This window comes from Burkholderia sp. AU33423, assembly GCF_002223135.1.
In the GTDB taxonomy this organism is placed as follows: Bacteria; Pseudomonadota; Gammaproteobacteria; order Burkholderiales; family Burkholderiaceae; genus Burkholderia; species Burkholderia lata_D.
On the sequence record NZ_NKFH01000002.1, the window covers coordinates 22,400 to 41,617 of the forward strand.

The window sequence follows — 19,218 nt, forward strand, 5'->3', positions numbered from 1 at the left end:
CAGCGTGCAAACGTGATGGAAGGGCGCTTCGGCGCCCTTTTTCCATGGCGGGAATGCAACGCGGCTGTCGCGCGAAAACATCGTGCCGACCCGATTTGCAACCAGCCGTAACCGCGCCTCAGACGGGCGCGCATACGGATCGCTTACACGCGGTTAACAAACGGGAATTCGGCGCGAGGCGCGCGCATCACGCGCGCGCCCGGCCGCGTCCGGAACGCCGATAAAAAAGGGCGGCTCACAACGCCGCCTTTCGTCTTATCGCCCGGCGCCCGCCAGCGGCGCCGCAGGTTCGAACAACGCGTCCGCCTGCCTGACGCGCACGAAGCGCGCCGCGCCGTCGCCGTCCACCAGCGCCCGGAAATGCGCTTCGCCGCACGCGAGCTTCGCGCGCTCGTGCTCGCTCGGCACGTGGCCGTCCGTATTCGGCGTATCGACGACGAAGTACAGCCGCTCGCCGCCGTCCTGTTCCGCGAGCACGGCCCAGTCCGGGTGATAGCTGCCGAGCGGCGTCTGCACGCGGAACCACGCGGGCAGCTTCGCGTACAGCTTCACGCCGTCGTGCGCCTCGAGCGCATCGGCGAACGCGCGCTCCGCGTCCGTCTCGCACACGACCGCCTCGTGGATCGACTTTTGCGCATCCGGCCGCAGGTTGCGCAGATAGCCGGTCAGCGCTTCGCTCTCGAACGATTCGAGCGCATGCACATGACGCTCGCCGAGCTTGTGATACGCGATGCCCGCGACGAGCGCAAGCCGCTTGCAGCGGTTGATCGCATCGGCCGCGACCGCGATGAACTGCTGCGGATTCACGCGGAAGTCCTCGAGCCGGCCGCTGTCGGCCAGGATCGTCGCCAGCGAACGGCGCGTGAGCTGCGTGCGGTCCTGCAGCTCGGTGAGCAGGTCGGGCAACGGCAGCTCGCCTTCGTCGAGCAGCACCGTGCCGGCGCCGTCCACCTCGATCGCCTCGATGCCGGCCTTGCCGATGTCGATCTCGGCCTTGCGCCACTGCAGCCGTGCGCGCGCGATGTCCGGCGCGTCGTGCAGCGCGGCCGCGCAGTCACGCACGAGCTTCGCGTTGTCGAACTCGACGCGGTACACGGTGCGATGGCGGATGCGGTCCCACAGCGCGCGGAAATCCTCGCCGAACACGACGGCCTTGCCCGACGCATCGCGCCGCAGCGCGATCGCACGGCGCTCGTCCGCGTTGCGCACGGCGAAGCGGCCCGACAGCTTGCGCAGCGTCGCGACGATCGGTGCGCGCAGCATCTCGAACGCCTCCGGCAGCACCAGCGCGCTCTGGCGCAGCGCATCCTTCAGCCGGTCGAGCACCTTGCCCTGCGCATCGACGTAGCCTTGCGCGTGCAGGTGGTTCCACAGCACGCGCGACAGCTCGACGCCGAGCGCATGCGCGGGCCCGTCGCCTTCCTGCACGGGCAGCGCCGCGAACTGGTGTTCCTCGACGATGCCGAAACGGATGCCCGTATCGGCCTCGATTTCCTTCTGCAGGTTCTCCGCGAACGACTCGTAGCGCTCGGTCGCGATCACGGTGAGCGTGTTCACGCCCGGATCGCGCACGCGTTCGCCGTCCTGGTCGACCGCGAGGCGCAGCCCGCGGCCGAGCGTCTGGCGGCGCTCGCGTTCGGTCTGGATGTCGCGCAGCGTGCAGATCTGGAACACGTTCGGGTTGTCCCAGCCTTCCTTCAGCGCCGAGTGCGAGAAGATGAACTTCAGCGGCGTGTCGAACGACAGCAGCGCTTCCTTCTCGCGCATGATGAGGCCGTACGCGCGCTCCGCGTTCTCGCGCGCCGCCGCGCTGCTTTCACTCGTGTCGGTCCAGCCGCCCTTGCGGTCGATCGAGAAGTAGCCGTTGTGCGCGCGCTCGACTTCGAGCGTCACGTCGACGCCGTCGAACAACGCACGGTAGGCCGGCACGCGCGCCGCGCGTGCATATTCCTCTTCGAAGATCAGCGCGTAGTCGCCCTTCACGGGCATGCCGTTCTCGTCATAGCGGCGGTAGCGCTCGACCGAGTCGACGAAGAACAGCGACAGCACCTTCACGCCGCGCTCGGCGAGGCGCAGCTCCTTGTCCAGATGCTCGCGGATCGTGCGGCGGATCATCTCGCGCTGCACGGCGAGCGTGTCGATGTCGCCGAACGCCTCGCCGAGCGACAGGAACGCCTCGCCTTCCGGATGGCGCAGCTCGACGTACTCGGCACCCTTCACCGCATGGACTTCACCGATCCGCAGCCCCGCGTACAGCGCGCGCTTGGTCAGGCGTTCGAGATCGTCGCCGTCGGTGGCGGTCACGATCTGGCGCTTCACGCCGGCCGTCGTCGCGACGTCGAGCTCGACGCGCGCGCTGATCGCGCCGCGCCGGTTCGACACGCCCACGAGCCGCACGTACGGCTTGTTGTGCGCATCCTCGACGATCGCCGACGCGATCTCGATCTGCTTGACCAGCTTGCGCTCGTACGCGTCGACCGCGTCGAGCCGGTACACCATGTGGTGACGGTCGACGTGCGTGGCCGAATAGCGCAGCGTGCAGAGCGGCGCCATCGCGGCGAGCGCTTCGCGGCCACGGCCTTCGAGCCCGCCGTCGACGCTTTGCGGCTCGTCGACGATCACGATCGGCCGCGTCGCGCGGATCAGGTCGATCGGCTTCTCGCCGCCGGTCTTCTCGCTGTCCTTGTAGAGGTTGTTGATTTCCTTCTTGTTGATCGCGGCCACCGTCATCACCATGATCTGGATCGCCGCGCTCGCCGCGAAGTGGCGCACCTGGCCGAGCTTCGCGGAGTCGTACAGGAAGTAGTCGTACGGCACGCCCGCGTACAGTGCGCGGAAGTGATCCTCGGTGATCGCGAGCGTCTTGTGCACGCCTTCCTTGATCGCGATCGACGGCACGACGATCACGAACTTCGTGAAGCCGTAGCGGCGGTTCAGCTCGAAGATCGTGCGCAGGTACACGTAGGTCTTGCCGGTGCCGGTCTCCATCTCGACGGTGAAGTCGCGCGAGCCGGGCAGGCCGGACGGCGGCAGCCCGCCGCGCAGCTGCACGTCGGCGAGATTGCGCGCGAGCGCGTCGTCGGTCAGCGACAGCCGGTTGCCGACGCCCTGTTCCGACACCGCGAAGCCGAGCGAGCCCTGGGCGGCGGCCGTCGTGCCGGGCGCGGCGTTCGCGAGCACGCTGAAATCGCCGCGATACGATTCCTGGCCGCGAAACAGGTCGCAGACGGCGTCGATCGCCTCGCGCTGGTAGTCGAGATCCGCTTCGAAATGCAGCCGCATCACAGGCTCCGCACGCGCTTCACGCCGTGCTGTTCGAGCAGCGCGGCGAGATTGAGCTTCGCGACGTCGTCGACGAAGCCGCTGTCGCGGAACAGGCACGTGACGTCGTGCGTCGTGCCGGTCGCATCGAGCAGGTCGACGATGCCGTCGGCCAGCGGCCCCGCGTCGTCGCGCGCGATGCGCGCATCGAAGCACGCGACGATCGAGCGGCCGATCAGGTGCACGGTCTTGCCGGCCACCTGGTGATGCTCGACCGGCGTGCACAGGTCGAGGCCGAGCTTCAGCGTCAGCTCGGCGAGCAGGTCGTCCTCGGTGCGGCCGGTCTTCACGTGCTCGACGGACGCGAAGAGCGCGTGGTCGAAGTCGTCGCGGCGCGGGTCCCACTCGATCACGTTGGTCGTGTCGAGCCGGTACACGCGGAAGCCGAGGTCGCCATAGCTTTCCGGATAGTCGCGCGCGACCTGCTGCGCGGCGCGGCGCAGGCGTTCCTTCGTGATTTCGGCGAGCGTCAGCGGCTTCTTCAGCTTCCCGCAGAAATCGGCAGCGGCCGTCTGCGTCTTGTCGCGGCGGTCGAGCGCCTCGGGCAGTTGCACGAGGATGTAGCGGCGCGCGCCGCCGTCGGTCGCGTTCACCTGCATCACCGCGTGGCCGGTCGAGCCGGAGCCGGCGAAGCAGTCGAGCACGATGTCGTCGCCGCGCGTGCACCAGCCGATCACGGCCGCCGCGAAATCGACCGGCTTCGGCAGGTCGAACGGGATGCCGAGCGTCTTCAGCAACGCGTCGTCGGAGCCGGCGAACGGCAGCACCGACGGCACGTTCTCGTACATGTTCTCGTCGAGGTAGTAGATCCGCTGCGGCTGCGTGGTTTCATCCGGGCCGAATTCGATCTGGCCGCGCTCGATCAGCGCCTGCATCGTCGCGGGCGGGTTGCGCCAGCCGCGCGCCGGCATCGCGCACGGCTTGCCGGTGACCGGGTGGATCAGCGGCGTGAAATACTCGTCCGGCGCCTTCTTCTTGTTCGGCCACGCCATCGACACGAGGCGGTACACGCGGCCTTCCGGCGACAGCCGGTCGTACATCACTTCGCCGCCGGACAAGTTGGTCTGCGCCTTCATCCACGCGCGGTACGCCTTCTGCGCATCCTTCGGGTTGCCGCTGCGGTACACGGCGTCGTGCGCGGCGTCCAGCATGCGCTGCGCATTGCGTTTCGGACGCTTGAGCGGCGCGCGCTCGAGCAGCGTCTCGGCGTTGCGCGCGAACAGCACCAGCGATTCGTGCTGGTACGCGACGCCGCGCGCGTCGCCCTTCGGGTTGCGCTTGTCCCATACGGCCACGCCGAGCTCGTTCTCCTCGCCGAAGATCTCGCGCAGCATCAGCACCAGCGCATGCACTTCATGCTCGTCGATGTGCACGGCGATCAGCCCTTCGTCGGACAGCAGCGCGTGCGCGAGCTTCAGGCGCGGATACATCATGTTCAGCCAGTCGGTGTGGAACCGGCCGTTCGCCTCGGTGTTGGTGCTGCGCTTCACGCCGCCCTGGGTCTGTCCGGTCATCGCCAGGTAGTGGCGGATGCTGTCGCTGAAGTCGTCCGGATAGACGAAATCGCTGCCCGTGTTGTACGGCGGGTCGATGTAGACGAGCTTCACCTTGCCGGCGTAGCTCTTGTGCAGCAGCTTCATCACGTCGAGGTTGTCGCCCTCGATCACGAGATGGCGCGTGTCGTCCCACGCGACGCTGTCGTCGGGGCAGGGCCGCAGCGTGCCGGTCGACGGCGTGAGCGCGGCCTGGCGCGCGCTGCGCTTGCCGTGCCAGTGGAAGCCGTAGCGCTCGTCGGCGTCGCCGACCGTGCGGTCGCCGACCAGCGCCTTCAACACGTCGACGTCGACCGACGCGCCGTCGGGGCCTTCGGTCACGAGTTCGGGGAACAGCGCCTTCAGGCGCGCGACGTTGTCGGCGGTGAAATCCGTCGACATCGCCTGCGGGCTGGCCGCATCGAGTTTCTGCATCGTCTTTTCCATCGGAGCCCGGCCGCGCGCGCCAGGACGTCGGGCGTGCTCACGGCACCGGCGGCAATGGCCGCCCGGGCAAACCCGAAACGCTAGCGAGTCGGTCGGCGCAGGTCAAGCACCGATGTGAGGCGATCGTGCGGGCATCGGCCGCGATTGCCCGCCGGACGGGCCGCAAGCGGCTTCGAGCCGGTTGTCGCAGGGCCGGCCGGCGGATGCCTGGCGGGCGTCCCGGGCGCGCTCGGGAAAGGACGAAAAAAAGGGCACGGTCGGCGCCTGGCGCCGGCGTGCCCGCATGGAGAATCCCGGACGGAGGGTGCGGCGGGGCCCGTCGGGCCCCGTTTCAGGTCAGAAGCGCGTGCGGATGCCCGACGTCAGTTCGAGCTGGTTCTTCGCGCCGAACGTCGACGACACCGTGTAGCCGCCATGCAGCTTCATGTAGTCGCCGGCCAGGTACACCTCGGTGCGCTTGCTCAGGTGGTAGAACACCGACCCGTAGATCGTCTCCTTGAAGCCGTTGGCGACGCCGTTGGTCAGGCTGAACGCGCCGAGGTTCGCGTTCGGCGTGAAGCCGTCCGCGTTGTTCGCGGCGTTCTTGATCCGCATCTGCTGGTAGCCGAGCTCGTAGTCGAGCGCGCCCTTCGGCGCGATCTTCATCGACACCGTCCACGAATCGTCGTGACGCTGGCCGAGCGGGCCCTGGTCGCCGTTGTAGCGGAAGTAGCCGGCATTCAGGCGCACGATGTCGAACGTGTAGTTGCCGCCGACCGAGAACGTCTGGTTCCGGAAGCCGTTGTGGTTCACGTGGTTGTAGAAGCCCGACACGTTGAACGGCCCGCCGTTGTAGCCGAGCGCGGCCTGATACGCGGAGCCGGTCGCGAACGACGTCGAGTTGCTGAACTGGTAGCCGGCGCTCGCGAAGATGCCGTTGCTGAACAGCTTCTTCCACGCGACGCCGTTGTTGTAGCGCGTGCCGGTCGGGCCGGCCGCGTAGAAGATCATCTGCTTGAAGTTGTTCGAGTTGGTCCAGCCGCCTTCCTCGGTCGTCAGCTTCGCGGAACCGTACGCGTCGCCGTAGATCGTCGCCGCGTCGCGCGCGATCGTGTTCTGGAAGCCGGCCGTCAGCTTGCCGAAGCGCTCGTCCTCGACGCCCACCCACGCGTCGCGGTCGAAGATCTGGCCTTCGTCTTCCATCTGGCCGTTCGCGACGACGAATTCGCTTTCGAGGCGGAAGATGATCTTCGTGCCGCCGCCGATGTCTTCAGCGCCGCGCAGGCCCCAGCGGCTGCCGCTGAACCACGGTTCGCCTTCGTTGCCCATCCCGATCACGTGTTTGCCGTTCGCGTCGGCGTGGGTCCGGTAGGTCGGAAAGCTCAGGTCCATCAGGCCGTAGAGCTGCACGCTCGACTGCGCATGCGCCTGGGTACCGGCGCACAGGCCAGCCGCCGCGATGGAAAGGGCAAGGGTTTTTCGTTTCAAGATCGTCTCCTCCGAGCTGCCGCATTGGAATCTGGTCGTTGGCAGTACGCAATGTATGCCGACTCTTGCCGGCCACAGCGAGAGGGCCGACGCGTAGCATCGTAGAGGGGGCAATCCTTCACGACGCTTTCCCGGAGGAAAGAATCGGATCGGTGAAAACACCGAACGCGCAATAATCGCGGATCGGGCAGGCGGGTGGAAGCAGGCAAGCCGGGAGCGCCGGCATGCATTGATGACGTTTCGTGCTGCGAATCGGTATTCAGGGCTCGCAGTGGGGCCCGTCAGTCCTGCGTGCTCTTCATGCGCAGGATGTAACCCAGCCCGCGCAGCGTGATGATCTCGGCCGTGCTGCCCGCGAGATGCTTGCGCAGCCGGTGGATGTAGATGTCGATCGCATCGGCGCTCGGCTCGTCGTCGAGCGCGAACACGCTGTCCATCAGGCGGGCCTTCGACACCGTCTTGTTCTGCTGCAGCATCAGCGTTTCGAGGATCGCGTGCTCGCGGCGGCGCAGTGCAAGCACCGTTTCGCCGCAGCGGAATTCGCGCGTGCCGAATGCGTAGACGAGATCGCCGCACACGAGCTGCGTCGTGCCAACGCCGGCCTGCCGGCGGATCAGCGCGCGAATCCGCGCAACCAGCTCGCGCGATTCGAACGGCTTCACGACGTAGTCGTCAGCGCCCGCGCCGAAGCAGTCGACCTTGTCGTCGACCGAGCCGTGCGCGGTCAGCATCAGCACCGGCACGTTGTCGTTGCGGCGCCGCAGCCGCGCGAGCACTTCCTTGCCGCTGATGCCGGGCAGCCGCATGTCGAGCAGCACCGCGTCGTAGCGCTCGGTCTTCAGCACCGTGTCGGCGCGCTCGCCGTCGCCGACGGCATCGACCGCGAAATCCTCGCCGCGCAGCAGGTTCACGATCCAGTGTGCGAGCTCGGCGTTGTCTTCGACCAGCAAAAGTTTCATGACGGCGTTCTCTTCAATCGAAAGCGGGCAACCGCACGGTTACGACGATACCGCGATTGCCGGCCCCCGGCGCAAGCGACGCGCTGCCGCCGTGCGCCTGCGCGATCTCGCGGACGATCGCGAGCCCGAGGCCCGAGCCTTCGGTGTCGGCCGACACGCGGTAGAACCGCTTGAACACGTGCGGCCGCGCTTCGGCCGGGATGCCGGGGCCGTTGTCGACCACGTCGAGCACGACCGCGTCGCCGTCGCGGCGGGCGCAGACCGTCACGCAGCCGCCCGGCTGCGTGTAGCGCACGGCGTTGTCGACGAGGTTCATCACCAGCGCGGTCAGCAGGCTGTCGCTGCCGGCGACGTCGAGCCGCTCGCCGAGATCGGCGCCGAGATCGATATTGCGCCGCTGCGCGAGCACGATCGTCTCTTCCAGCACGCTCGACACCACGGCCGCGAGATCGACGCGATGCGTGAGCAGCGTCGACGGCGTCGCTTCCGCATGCGCGAGCAGCAGCAGCTTGTCGGTCACGTCGGCCATCTTGCGGCTGCTGCGCTGCATGCTGTCGAGCACCGACGCGAGCTCACGATCGTCGTTGCCGCGCTGCTGCGCGTACTGGATCTGCGTATCGAGCACCGCGATCGGCGTGCGCAGCTGATGCGCGGCATCCGCGATGAAGCGGCGCTGCGTGGCCGTATGCGTGTTCAGCCGCGCGATGCACTGGTTGATCGCGTCGACGATCGGCCGCAACTCGTGCTGCAGCCGCTCGGGGCGGATCGGCTCCAGCTCCATCGGCCCGCGGTCGGCCACGTCGTCCTTCAGCTTCATCAGCGGGCGCAGCTCGAGGGTGAGGCCGAGATAGACGAGCACCACCGCGAGCACCAGCATCAGCGACAGGCGCACGAGCTGCGGTCGCCAGATCGTCGCGACCATCGCGCCGTACGAACGCGTCGTCTTCGCGACGACCACCGTCACCGTCTCGATCTGCCCCTCGTCGTACAGCTGGCGATCGTAGGCCACCGCGCGCAGCGGCACGCCGTCGAGCGACGTGTCGTACAGCGTCGGCTCGACGCCGTGCCGCGCGGGCAGGTCGAGCGCAGGATTGCCGGCGAGCAGGCCGCCGTGGCCATCGATCACCTTGTAGAACACCGAGTCGCGTGACGGCGATTCGAAGATCTCCAGCGCGGCGGGCGGCACGTCGGCCGCCGGCCGCCCGTTGCGCCATTCGACGTCCTCGCCGATCGTGCGCGCGGACGCGACGAGCGCGCTGTCCTGCACGAGCGCGGCCGTGGTCCGCGCGGTGTCGTACGACATCGCGCCGGCGATCAGCACGAACACCGCGAGCGGCAGCAGCAGCCACCACAGCAGCCGCCCGCGCAGGCTGTGCGCCATCCTGTTGCGCTCCTTCTCCGAAATGCCGAACCGCGCCGGGGTCGCCGGCGCGGTCGGAGGTGTCATGTCAGGCGCCGGCCGGCGGCGTTCAGAACGCCGCGGGGCGCCACTTCAGCAGCCGCTTCTCGATCCGCGTCAGCAGATAGTCGGCGGCCAGCGCGACCACGGCTAGCACGATCATCGCCGCGAACACGCCGCTCGCGTTGAATGCGCCCTGGGCGGTGGAGATTAGCAGGCCGATGCCCTGTTTGGAACCCAGGAATTCGCCGACCACCGCACCGACCAGCGCGAAGCCGAAGCTCACATGCAGGCTGGCGAGAATCCAGCTCAGCGCGGACGGAATCACGACCGACGTGGTGATCTGCCGGCGCGACGCGCCGAGGATCTGCGCGTTCGCGATCAGGTAGCGGTCGGCTTCGCGCACGCCCTGGAACGCGTTGCCGAACACGACGAAGAACACCATCACGACGGCCAGCGCGATCTTCGACGCCATCCCGAGGCCGAGCGCGATCACGAACACCGAGCCGAGCACGACGCGCGGAATCGAGTTCGCGATCTGGATGTACAGGCCGAACACGTCGGCCATCAGCTTGTTGCGGCCGAGCACGATCCCGCAGATCACGCCGGCGACCGAGCCGATCAGGAAGCCGATCGTGGTTTCCTCGAGCGTGACCCACACCTGCGTGAGCAGCGGGCCTTGCGACGTGCCGTTCACGAACCAGTCCTGGATCTGCGCGAAGATCAGCGTCGGTTGCGAGAAGAAGAACGGATCGATCCACTTCAGCCGTGCGGCGAGTTCCCACCCGCCCAGCACGATCACGAGTACGGCGATCCGCAGGCCGATGATCAGTTGCCGGCGGCGGCGCAGGCGGGTTTGAGCGGCGCGCGACTCGTCCTCGAGCGTCGTCGCCGGAAGGGCGGTGGGGGGAAGCGTCATGTCGGTCATGCTCCTGTCCTTGCTGTTTCTTGCCTTGAGCGTATGCGTCAGCCGATCTGCACTTCTTCGCGCAGGTCGTGCCAGATGTCCTTGGAAATTTCGATGAAGCGTGTGTGGTAGCGGATCTCGGACGTGACGCGCGGACGCGGCAGGTCGATCTCGTACACGCGCTTGAGCGTGGCGGGCCGTGCGGTCAGCACGAACACGCGGTCGGCGAGCGCGATCGCCTCTTCCAGATCGTGCGTGACGAACACGACCGAGCCCTTGTTCGCGGACCAGAGCTGCAGCAGCTCGTCCTGCATCAGCGTGCGCGTCTGCATGTCGAGCGCGGAGAACGGCTCGTCCATCAGCAGGATTTCCGGCTGGTTGATGAAGGTCTGCGCGAGCGCGACGCGCTTCCTCATCCCGCCGGAGAGTTGATGCGGGTAGTGCTTCGTGAACTTGTCGAGGCCGACCTTGCGGATCCATTCCTCGGCCTGCGTGTACGCGACGTCCTTCGAGCGGCCGCGAAACAGCGGGCCCGCCGCGACGTTGTCGATCACGTTGCGCCACGGGAATACGGCGTCGGCCTGGAACACGAAGCCGATGCGCGGGTCGATCCCGTCGACCGGGCGGCCCATCACGCGGACTTCGCCCGACGCGGGCTTGAGCAGCCCGGTGATCAGGTTCAGCGTGGTCGACTTGCCGCAGCCGGTCGGGCCGACGATCGCGATGAATTCGCCGCGCGCGACGCTCATGCTGAAGTCGCGCAGCGCGACGGTGGCCTTGCCTTCCGGCGAAATGAAGCGGCACGACACGTTGCGAAACTCGATCGCCGGTGTGCTCGGGGAGACTGCCTGATTCATCGCATTGATCCTGCGGGTGAGGAGAGCGTCGCAGCGTGGCGGCGCCGGGCCGGTCAACCGGGCCGGAACGGGGAGCGCACGGCGGCGGGATCGCCGCCGCCGGCGCGACTGCCGAGTTCGATTACTTCGCGTTCACGAAATCGTTCGTGTAGGTGCGCGCCAGGTCGATGTGCTTGCCCTTCACCGACGGGTTGAACGCCGACAACACCTTCAGCACGGTCGCCGGGCCGTCGGCCGGCATCTTGCCGTCGGCCGTGTACATCGGCAGCGACGCCTTCAGCGCGCTCACGTACAGCGCCTTGTCCTTCTGGTAGTCGGCCGGCATCTTCGCGGCGATCTCGTCGGCGCTGTGCGTGTGGATGAACTGCATCGTCTTCGCGAACGCGTGCGCGAGCTTGGTCGCCTGATCCTTGTGCGCGTCGGCCCACGCCGACTGCACGTACAGGCTCGCGGCCGGGTAGGTGCCGCCGAGCGCCGCGCGCGTGCCTTCCAGCGTGCGCAGGTCGACCAGCACCTTCGCGTCGCCCATCTTCTCGAGCGCGGACACCGTCGGCTCGGTCGTCATGCCTGCGTCGATACGGCCCTGCTTGATCGCGGCGATGAAGCTCGCGTCGGCGCCGACCGGCAGCATCGTGTACTGGGTCGACTGCACGCCGTGCTGGAGCGCGAGGTATTGGGTGAGGAAGCTCGTCGACGAGCCGAGGCCCGTCACGCCGAGCGTCTTGCCTTTCGAATCGGCCATCGACTTGAAGGTCGGCGCGGCCTTGGTCGACACCATCTCGACTTCGCCCGGCACCTGGCAGAGCACGGCGATCGCCTTCACGTCCTTGCCCTTGCTCTGCAGGTCGACCGTGTGGTCGTAGAAGCCGACCACGCCTTGCACGGCGCCTGCCAGCAGCTCGTTCTCGGCGTCGACGCCGGCCGGCTGCGACAGCAGCTCGACGTCGAGCCCTTCGGCCTTGAAGTTGCCGAGCTCCTGCGTGAGCCGCGCGGGCAGGTAGATCAGCTTCGCGATCCCGCCGACCATGATCGTGATCTTGCCGCCGTCGTCGGCGAAAGCGGGTTGAGCGGCGAGCGCGCAGCTGAGGCTGGCTGCAACGGCGAGGGTGCGCAGGATGGGTCGCATCGGGATCGTCTCCTTCGTTGTATTCGTATGGCGCGATGCTTGCTGCATCGTCCTGACGAGTATAGGGAGGCGAAACCTTCTGCAACCTTTCGCGGGTTGGCGGTTCCTTTAGGGGTTTTCCAGCAACGGAGGGCCGGAACAGGCGGTAAACGGGGAACAGGGGGGCGGGCGGCGCTCAGCGCCACCCGGTCAGCACCCGTCCCATCGCATCGAGCCCCATGTCGAACAGGTGCGCCACGAACGGCACGAGGTTCGGGATCATCAGCTGCACGAGCAACAGCCCGACGAGCATCGTGACGGGAAAGCCGACCTGGAACACGCCGATCTGCGGCGCCGCGCGGTTCAGGATGCCGAGCGCGAGGTTCGCGATCAGGAGCGCCGCGACTACCGGCAGCGCGAGCAGCAGCCCCATCTCGAACACCGTCGTGCCGAACGACGCGAGCGTGCGCCAGCCGGGCGCGTGCAGCAGGTCGGCCGACACCGGCAGCGACTGGAACGACGCGGTGAGCGCGGCGAACACCTGCAGGTGGCCGTCCACCGCGAGGAACGCGAGCATCGCGACCGCGTTCAGGAAGCGGCCCATCGCGGGCGTCGCGCCGCTCGTGTGCGGATCGAAGAAGGTGGCGAAGCCGAGCCCCATCGACAGCCCGATGAAGTCGCCGGCCGCCTCGACGGCCGCGAACACGATCTGCATCGTGAAGCCCATCGCGGCGCCGATCAGGAACTGCGTGACGAGGATCCAGATGCCCTGCGCGGAGAACACGGTGACGTCCGGCATCGCGCCGAGCGTAGGCGCCACGACCAGCGCCATGAACGCGGCGAGGCCGATCTTCACGCGTACGGGCACCGCCGCATGGCCGACGACGGGCGCGGTCGCGACGAGCGCGAGCATCCGCACGAACGGCCACAGGAACGCCGTGAGCCAGCCGTTGAGCTGCGCGTAGGTAACCGAGAACATCGCCGCCGGGTGGTGCGCGCGGCTCAGCCGACGCCGAGCGTCGCGACGTGCAGCAGCGTCTGCCGCAGGTAGTCGAGCATCGTCGTCATCATCCACGGGCCGGCGATCACGAGTGTCGCGGCCACCGCGAGCAGCTTCGGGATGAACGACAGCGTCGCTTCGTTGATCTGCGTCGCGGCCTGGAACAGGCTCACGACGAGGCCGACCGCGAGCGCGACCAGCAGCAGCGGGGCCGCGAGCAGCAGGCCGACCATCATCGCGTGGTGCGCGAGCGTCATCACTTGTTCGGGCGTCATCGTGCGTGTTCCTCCGCGGCTTACGTGAAGCTCTGCGCGAGCGAGCCGATCAGCAGCTGCCAGCCGTCGACCAGCACGAACAGCATCAGCTTGAACGGCAGCGACACGGTGGACGGCGACACCATCATCATCCCCATCGACATCAGCACGCTCGCGACGACCATGTCGATGATCAGGAACGGGATGAAGACCGTGAAGCCGATCTGGAAGCCGGTCTTCAGCTCGCTCGTGACGAACGCCGGCACCAGCAGCGACAGCGGCACGTCTTCGGGCCCCTGCATCGGCGCGGCCTTCGAGATCTTCGCGAACAGCGCGAGATCGGTCTCGCGGGTCTGCTTCAGCATGAAGGTCTTGAACGGCGCGACGCCGCGCTGCACGGCCTGCTCCATCGGCATCGAGCCGTCTGAGAACGGCTTGTAGCCGTCGTTGTACGCGCGGTCGAGCACCGGCGACATCACGAAAAAGGTGAGGAACATCGCGAGGCCGACGAGCACCTGGTTCGGCGGCGTCGTCGCGGTGCCGAGCGCCTGGCGCAGCAGCGACAGCACGATGATGATGCGCGTGAAGCTCGTCATCATCAGCAGCATCGCCGGCAGGAACGACAGCATCGTGAGCAGCAGCATCGTCTGCACGCTCAGCGAATACGTGGTGCCGCCGTGCGGGCCCGGGCTCGCGTTGAACGCGGGCAGGCCGTTCGCCTGCGCGCAGGCGAGCGCGGGCGCGAGACAGAGGATCAGCACGGGCGCGACGCGCGCCGCGTGACGCAAGAATGCGTGTTTCATCGGAATGCGGAGACGGAAAGAGGGCACGGCGCCATGTCAGCGGTCCTTGCCGCGACCGAGGCGCTTCGCGGCTTCGCCCGCGAGCGCGTCGCGAAACCGTGAGCCGAACGTGCCGGGCAGGCCGCCGTCGGACGGGGCGGCGCCGGCGGGTGCGTCAGCGGAAACCGGGGCCGCCGCCGAGCCGGCCGGCAGCGTATGTAGCAATCGCACGTTGCCCGGCGCGACGCCGAGCACGAGCCAGGTGTCGCCGATCTCGACGATCGTCGCGCTTTCCTTCGCACCGAGCCCGACGCTCGACACGACCTTCAGCGGACCGCCGCGCCGCGCGGGCTGGAAGCCGAAGCGGCGTGCGAGCCATGCGCACGCGAACACGAGGCCGATCACGACCGCGAGCCCGACCAGCGTCTGCAGCACCGCGCCGATACCGAGCGACGGCGCGGCCGAACCGACCATCACGCTCGACGCGATCGAACCGGGGTGGTTCACCGCGTTCATGTCGGCGGCGCCGGCCGATGCGCAGGCGAGCGATACGGCGACGGCAAGCGTCACCGCCGCAATCGCGCTGCACACGCGGCGGCCAGGCTTCACGACGTTCACCGATTCAGCTTCCGGATGCGTTCGGCCGGCGTGATGATGTCGGTCAGGCGGATGCCGAACTTGTCGTTGACGACCACGACCTCGCCCTGTGCGATCAGGCAGCCGTTCACGAGCACGTCCATCGGTTCGCCGGCCATCCCGTCGAGCTCGACGACCGAACCCTGCGCGAGCTGCAGCAGGTTGCGGATCGCGATCTTCGTGCGGCCGAGCTCCACGGTCATCTTGACCGGGATGTCGAGGATCATCTCGATGTCGTTGTGCGTCGTGTTTGCCGCGGCCTTCGACAGCGGCTGGAACACGCCGGCACCGGTCGCACCGGCCGGCACCGGCTGCTCGTTCTGCTCGGCGAGCGCGGCCGCCCAGTCGTCCATGCCCGGATCTTCTTCCGCCGCGGCCGGTGCCGCCTGCGTGGCGGCAGCCGATGCCGCGAGAGCCGCGTCGGCCATCGCTTGTGCGTCGTCCTCGGGCGTCTGGTTCAGCTCACTCATATCCACCTTCCTTCATCGAATCGCCCGCGCTGATCATCTTCTGCACGCGCAACGCATATTGACCATTGAAAATTCCGTAGCCGCATTCCATCACCGGCACGCCGTCGACCTTCGCGGTGATCGTGTCCTCGATTTCCAGCGGCAGCACGTCGCCCGCGCGCAGGTTCAGGATCTTCTCGAAGTTCGACGAGATCTCGGCGAGGTTCGCGGTCAGCTCGACCTCGGCGGACTGCACCTGCTGCGACAGCACGCGCACCCAGCGGCGGTCGACTTCGAGCGCCTCGCCCTGGATCGGCGACGCGAGCACGTCGCGGATCGGCTCGACCATCGAGTACGGCATGCAGATGTGCAGCGTGCCGCCCGTCGGCCCGAACTCGATCGAGAACTGCGTGACGATCACGATCTCGTTCGGCGTCGCGACGTTCGCGAACTGCGTGTGCATTTCCGAGCGCACGAACTCGAATTGCAGTGGCCGTACGCTCTTCCACGCGGTCGTGTAGTGCTCGAACACGAGGTTCAGCAGCTTGCCGATGATCCGCTGCTCGGTGGCCGTGAAGTCGCGGCCTTCGACGCGCGTGTGAAAGCGCCCGTCGCCGCCGAACAGGTTGTCGACGACGAAGAACACGAGGTTCGGGTCGAACACGAACAGCGACGTGCCGCGCAGCGGCTTCACGTGCACCAGGTTCAGGTTCGTCGGGATCGGCAGGTTGCGGGTGAACTCGCTGTACTTCTGCACCTTCACCTGGCTGACGGAGATTTCCGCCGTGCGCCGCATGAAGTTGAAGATGCCGATCCGCAGCAGGCGCGCGAAGCGGTCGTTGATGATCTCGAGGCCGGGCATCCGGCCGCGGACGATCCGCTCCTGCGTCGCGATGTTGTAGGGACGGACGCCCGATGTGTCGCGCTGCTCGTCGACTGAATCGGCTTCGCCCGTGACGCCCTTGAGGAGGGCATCGACCTCCTCCTGGGACATGAACTCCTGGTGACCCATACGCGCTCCTTTCGCGGCCGCGTTACTGGACGACGAACTCGGTGAACAGCACGTCGTCGACCTTCGCGCGCTGGTTGCCCGGCTGCGTCGGCTGCTCGACCAGCTCCCGCAGTTCCTTCGCGAGCGAATGCTTGCCGTCCGGCGTCGCGAGATCCTCGGGATGCTTGTTCGACAGCGCGAGCAGGATCCGGCTGCGGATCTCCGGCATCCGCGCGGTCAGTTGCTCCTGCGCCTTCGGGTCGGTGAGCTTCAGCGACAGGCCGACGCGCAGGTAATGCTGCGCGCCGTCGTCGGACTGCAGGTTCACGGTCAGCGGGTCGAGCGGGAAGAACACCGGCGCGGCCAGCGGCGCCGGCTCGGCGGGCGCGCTCGCATGGCCGACGCCTTGCTTGCTCAGGAACACGTACATGCCGCCGGCTGCGGCAGCTGCCGCGCCCAGCGCGATGACGGCGATGAGCGCGATGCGCTTGAACTTGCCGGAGGAAGCCGGCTTGTCGGCGGTCGGGTTTGCGGTCGTGGAGGCCATGTGAATGCGTGCGTGATGTCTCGTAGCATGCATTGTTCGGCATCCGGGCCGAGCCCGATGGGCGGAAAAGAGGGGGGATTTGCGGCTATCTCAGCCGATTGTCGGCCGGGTGTCGGCTCGATGCAGGGTAAGTGGGGGCGGAAAGGGCCGCCGGGATGGCGGCCGGAGCGCGTGTGGTGGGCCGTGAGCGCCGTACCCGCCGTGCGAAGCCTGCCGCGCCGATGGCGGCGGGCACGATCGCGCGGCGCCTGGCGGGCGGCCGCCGCCCGGTCAGATCGGCAGCAGCGTCAGGAGCGGCGCGATCAGCACCATCGCGACACCCGCGATCATCATCGTCAGGCTCGACACGACGCCTTCCTCGCTGCCGATCTCGCGCGCCTTCGCGGTGCCCACGCCGTGGGCGGCCGCGCCGAACAGCGCGCCGCGTGCGAGCCGCGTGCGCATCGGCACCAGCGCCAGCACCAGCTCGCCGAGCAGCATCCCGCAGATGCCGGTCGCGATCACGAACAGCGCGGTGAGATCCTTCGGCGCGTGGATCTTGTCCGACACGGCGAGCGCGAACGGCGTCGACACCGAGCGCGTCATCAGCGAGCGCTGCAGCTCGGGCGACAGGTGCAGCAGCTTCGCGAGCAGCAGCGACCCGCACACGCCCGCGCTGATCCCGACCGCGACGCCGACCGACAGCGACAGCCAATGGCGGCGGATCAGGTCGCGATAGTCGTAGATCGGCACTGCGAAGGCGATCGTCGCCGGGCCGAGCAGCCACATCAGCCAGCGCGTGTCGTGGAAGTAGACCGAATACGGGATGCCGGTCAGCAGGACGAGCAGCACCAGCACGCCCGGCACGAACACGAGCGGCGAGAACAGCAGCGTCTTCTTGTACGCGTAGAGCCGCTTCGACGCGAAATACAGCACGACCGTCAGCACGAAGCAGCCGAACGAGATCGCGGTGTTCGCCTGGTCGGCGGACAGGTTCGACAATGCGGCAAGCATGGCAGGCTCCGGCTCAGTGGGCGGACGCGGCGGTGAGGCGCGTGCGGCGGCGTTCGGCGAACACGCGCTGCGCGGCGAGCCGGCGCTCGAGTTTCGCGGCGAGGTCGACCGCGACGGCCACCGCGACCATCACGAACGCGGTGCCGGCGAGCATCACCAGCGCGATGCGCCAGCCGTCCTCGCGGAACAGCCCGCCGTACTGCACGGCCGCGACGGCGGCCGGCACGAAGAACAGCAGCATGTCGGACAGCAGCCAGTTCGCGCCGTCCTTCACCCAGGCGGGCGCGACGCGGCCCGAGAACAGCAGCACGAGGAGCACCGCGAGGCCGATCACACCGGACGGAATCGGCAGCCCGATCTTGCGCACGGCCCAGTCGACCGCCATCCACAGCGCACCGAGCGCGGCGGCCTGCAGCGCGATCCGGCCCGTGCGGGCCAGGCTGCCCGAAGCGGCGGGGCGGGCGGCGAGTGCGGCGGTCGGCTTGGTCATGGTGGGCTCCCTGCAGATATTCCATTGATGATGGGAGTATAGGGTTTCCCCTAACCATAAATAAAATGACTTGTCTCTATCCTTGTCATTCCAATTCGGAATTCGTTTTTGATCGCCGCACCACTTTGGGGAGTCATCGATGGAATTGCGCGCGTTGCGGTACTTCGTCGAGGTGGTTCGCCAGCAGAGTTTCACGGCGGCCGCCGACAAGCTGTTCGTGACCCAGCCGACCATCAGCAAGATGGTGAAGGCGCTCGAGGACGAGATCGGCTCGCCGCTGCTGCTGCGCGACGGCCGGCAGATGGTGCTGACCGACGCGGGGCGGATCGTGTTCCAGCGCGGCCAGGACGTCCTCGCCGCGCAGGCGCAGCTGCAGTCGGAGCTGAACGATCTCGGCACGCTCGGGCGCGGCGAGCTGACGATCGGGATCCCGCCGCTCGGCGGCTCGCTGTTCACGCCGATCATCGCCGCGTACAAGCAGCGCTATCCGAACATCGAGCTGAAGCTGTTCGAGCAGGGCGCGCGGATGATCGAGGCGGCGCTGACGTCGGGTGAACTGGAGCTGGGCGGGCTGCTGGAGCCGGTCGATCCCGGCACCTTCGAGCGGCTGCCGATGGTGCGCGCGCCGCTGTGGCTCGTCGCGCCGCGCGAATCGCGCTGGGAGGATCACGCGGCCGTGCCGCTCGCGGATCTCGCGCGCGAGTCGTTCGTGTTCTACGCGGAAAGCCTCGCGCTGCACGACGCGGTGCTGGACGCGTGCCGGCAGGTCGGCTTCACGCCGTCGATCGTGAGCCGCAGCGGCCACTGGGATTTCATGGCGGCGCTGGTGCATGCGGGGGTCGGCATCGCGCTGCTGCCCGAACCCTATTGCCGGCGGCTCGATGCGGGCCAGTTCACGTGCCGGCCGATCGTCGAGCCGGAGATCACGTGGGCGATCGCGCTCGGCTGGCTGAAGAAGGGGTATCTGTCGCACGCGGCGCGCGCGTGGCTTGAAGTGGCGCGGGCGACGCTGCCAATCGCGCCGGGTGACGATCTGGCGTTCGGCGGGTTGCGGGCGAGGGGGTGAGGCCCGCCGAGGCGGG

At 67.9% G+C, this 19,218-nt stretch carries 18 protein-coding genes; 1 reads left to right on the forward strand and 17 read right to left on the reverse strand.

The annotated features are described in order from the left end of the window. Positions 1–255: 255 nt before the first annotated feature. From CFB50_RS00150 to CFB50_RS00230, 17 genes are all read right to left on the reverse strand, one after another. Positions 256–3,282, reverse strand: coding sequence for a type III restriction-modification system endonuclease (locus CFB50_RS00150; RefSeq protein ID WP_089444711.1), 3,027 nt, complete (start codon positions 3,280–3,282; stop codon positions 256–258). Further along, a complete protein-coding gene (locus CFB50_RS00155) occupies positions 3,282–5,300 on the reverse strand; it encodes a site-specific DNA-methyltransferase (protein WP_089444712.1) in 2,019 nt (672 codons plus the stop codon). The genes CFB50_RS00150 and CFB50_RS00155 overlap by 1 nt, the downstream gene beginning before the upstream one ends. Before the next feature lie 336 nt (positions 5,301–5,636). Next, positions 5,637–6,767 (reverse strand): porin, encoded by a 1,131-nt coding sequence (locus tag CFB50_RS00160; RefSeq protein WP_069246726.1) that lies wholly within the window; start codon positions 6,765–6,767, stop codon positions 5,637–5,639. Positions 6,768–7,048: 281 nt separating this feature from the next. Further along, entirely contained in the window at positions 7,049–7,726 is a 678-nt protein-coding gene (locus CFB50_RS00165; RefSeq protein WP_069246727.1) for a response regulator, read from the reverse strand. A gap of 13 nt (positions 7,727–7,739) precedes the next feature. Then, positions 7,740–9,107 (reverse strand): sensor histidine kinase, encoded by a 1,368-nt coding sequence (locus CFB50_RS00170; RefSeq protein ID WP_089444713.1) that lies wholly within the window; start codon positions 9,105–9,107, stop codon positions 7,740–7,742. 88 nt (positions 9,108–9,195) lie between these two features. Continuing rightward, positions 9,196–10,053, reverse strand: coding sequence for an ABC transporter permease (locus CFB50_RS00175; protein ID WP_089444714.1), 858 nt, complete (start codon positions 10,051–10,053; stop codon positions 9,196–9,198). 38 nt (positions 10,054–10,091) lie between these two features. Then, positions 10,092–10,889: an ABC transporter ATP-binding protein gene (locus CFB50_RS00180; RefSeq protein WP_069246729.1), complete on the reverse strand. Its 798-nt coding sequence runs from the start codon at positions 10,887–10,889 to the stop codon at positions 10,092–10,094. A gap of 121 nt (positions 10,890–11,010) precedes the next feature. Then, positions 11,011–12,015 carry an ABC transporter substrate-binding protein gene (locus CFB50_RS00185; RefSeq protein WP_089438880.1) on the reverse strand — a complete coding sequence of 335 codons (1,005 nt, stop codon included), beginning with the start codon at positions 12,013–12,015 and terminating at the stop codon, positions 11,011–11,013. A 175-nt stretch (positions 12,016–12,190) separates the two neighbouring features. Then, the gene (gene fliR, locus CFB50_RS00190; RefSeq protein WP_069246730.1) at positions 12,191–12,973 is read right to left on the reverse strand and encodes a flagellar biosynthetic protein FliR; all 783 of its coding nucleotides are present in this window, start codon (positions 12,971–12,973) and stop codon (positions 12,191–12,193) included. Between the two features lie 23 nt (positions 12,974–12,996). Then, the gene (gene fliQ, locus CFB50_RS00195) at positions 12,997–13,269 is read right to left on the reverse strand and encodes a flagellar biosynthesis protein FliQ (protein ID WP_039351961.1); all 273 of its coding nucleotides are present in this window, start codon (positions 13,267–13,269) and stop codon (positions 12,997–12,999) included. Positions 13,270–13,289: 20 nt separating this feature from the next. Further along, positions 13,290–14,051 carry a flagellar type III secretion system pore protein FliP gene (gene fliP / locus CFB50_RS00200; RefSeq protein ID WP_089444715.1) on the reverse strand — a complete coding sequence of 254 codons (762 nt, stop codon included), beginning with the start codon at positions 14,049–14,051 and terminating at the stop codon, positions 13,290–13,292. Positions 14,052–14,087: 36 nt separating this feature from the next. Beyond that, positions 14,088–14,648, reverse strand: a complete 561-nt coding sequence (fliO, locus tag CFB50_RS00205) for a flagellar biosynthetic protein FliO (RefSeq protein WP_089444716.1) — start codon at positions 14,646–14,648, stop codon at positions 14,088–14,090. Beyond that, the gene (fliN, locus tag CFB50_RS00210; RefSeq protein ID WP_089444717.1) at positions 14,645–15,136 is read right to left on the reverse strand and encodes a flagellar motor switch protein FliN; all 492 of its coding nucleotides are present in this window, start codon (positions 15,134–15,136) and stop codon (positions 14,645–14,647) included. The genes fliO and fliN overlap by 4 nt, the downstream gene beginning before the upstream one ends. Continuing rightward, positions 15,129–16,127, reverse strand: coding sequence for a flagellar motor switch protein FliM (fliM, locus tag CFB50_RS00215; RefSeq protein WP_069246733.1), 999 nt, complete (start codon positions 16,125–16,127; stop codon positions 15,129–15,131). The genes fliN and fliM overlap by 8 nt, the downstream gene beginning before the upstream one ends. 22 nt (positions 16,128–16,149) lie before the next feature. Beyond that, entirely contained in the window at positions 16,150–16,686 is a 537-nt protein-coding gene (gene fliL / locus CFB50_RS00220) for a flagellar basal body-associated protein FliL (protein WP_069246734.1), read from the reverse strand. 237 nt (positions 16,687–16,923) lie between these two features. Next, a complete protein-coding gene (locus CFB50_RS00225) occupies positions 16,924–17,646 on the reverse strand; it encodes an LrgB family protein (protein ID WP_069246735.1) in 723 nt (240 codons plus the stop codon). A gap of 13 nt (positions 17,647–17,659) precedes the next feature. Then, positions 17,660–18,136 (reverse strand): CidA/LrgA family protein, encoded by a 477-nt coding sequence (locus tag CFB50_RS00230; protein ID WP_069246736.1) that lies wholly within the window; start codon positions 18,134–18,136, stop codon positions 17,660–17,662. A gap of 139 nt (positions 18,137–18,275) precedes the next feature. On the opposite strand from CFB50_RS00230, the gene CFB50_RS00235 reads away from it, so the two are divergent. Next, positions 18,276–19,202 carry a LysR family transcriptional regulator gene (locus tag CFB50_RS00235; protein ID WP_089444719.1) on the forward strand — a complete coding sequence of 309 codons (927 nt, stop codon included), beginning with the start codon at positions 18,276–18,278 and terminating at the stop codon, positions 19,200–19,202. The last annotated feature ends 16 nt before the right edge of the window (positions 19,203–19,218 follow it).

Bases quoted from the DNA above. Each gene is read 5' to 3' on its own strand.
- CFB50_RS00175 (WP_089444714.1), bottom strand. From the start codon at position 10,053: ATGACCGACATGACGCTTCCCCCCACCGCCCTTCCGGCGACGACGCTC.
- CFB50_RS00170 (WP_089444713.1), bottom strand. From the start codon at position 9,107: ATGGCGCACAGCCTGCGCGGGCGGCTGCTGTGGTGGCTGCTGCTGCCG.
- CFB50_RS00235 (WP_089444719.1), top strand. From the start codon at position 18,276: ATGGAATTGCGCGCGTTGCGGTACTTCGTCGAGGTGGTTCGCCAGCAG.
- fliR (WP_069246730.1), bottom strand. From the start codon at position 12,973: ATGTTCTCGGTTACCTACGCGCAGCTCAACGGCTGGCTCACGGCGTTC.
- CFB50_RS00155 (WP_089444712.1), bottom strand. From the start codon at position 5,300: ATGGAAAAGACGATGCAGAAACTCGATGCGGCCAGCCCGCAGGCGATG.
- fliP (WP_089444715.1), bottom strand. From the start codon at position 14,051: ATGAAACACGCATTCTTGCGTCACGCGGCGCGCGTCGCGCCCGTGCTG.
- CFB50_RS00230 (WP_069246736.1), bottom strand. From the start codon at position 18,136: ATGACCAAGCCGACCGCCGCACTCGCCGCCCGCCCCGCCGCTTCGGGC.
- CFB50_RS00165 (WP_069246727.1), bottom strand. From the start codon at position 7,726: ATGAAACTTTTGCTGGTCGAAGACAACGCCGAGCTCGCACACTGGATC.
- CFB50_RS00185 (WP_089438880.1), bottom strand. From the start codon at position 12,015: ATGCGACCCATCCTGCGCACCCTCGCCGTTGCAGCCAGCCTCAGCTGC.
- fliL (WP_069246734.1), bottom strand. From the start codon at position 16,686: ATGCATGCTACGAGACATCACGCACGCATTCACATGGCCTCCACGACC.
- fliQ (WP_039351961.1), bottom strand. From the start codon at position 13,269: ATGACGCCCGAACAAGTGATGACGCTCGCGCACCACGCGATGATGGTC.
- CFB50_RS00225 (WP_069246735.1), bottom strand. From the start codon at position 17,646: ATGCTTGCCGCATTGTCGAACCTGTCCGCCGACCAGGCGAACACCGCG.
- CFB50_RS00180 (WP_069246729.1), bottom strand. From the start codon at position 10,889: ATGAATCAGGCAGTCTCCCCGAGCACACCGGCGATCGAGTTTCGCAAC.
- fliN (WP_089444717.1), bottom strand. From the start codon at position 15,136: ATGAGTGAGCTGAACCAGACGCCCGAGGACGACGCACAAGCGATGGCC.
- fliM (WP_069246733.1), bottom strand. From the start codon at position 16,127: ATGGGTCACCAGGAGTTCATGTCCCAGGAGGAGGTCGATGCCCTCCTC.
- CFB50_RS00150 (WP_089444711.1), bottom strand. From the start codon at position 3,282: ATGCGGCTGCATTTCGAAGCGGATCTCGACTACCAGCGCGAGGCGATC.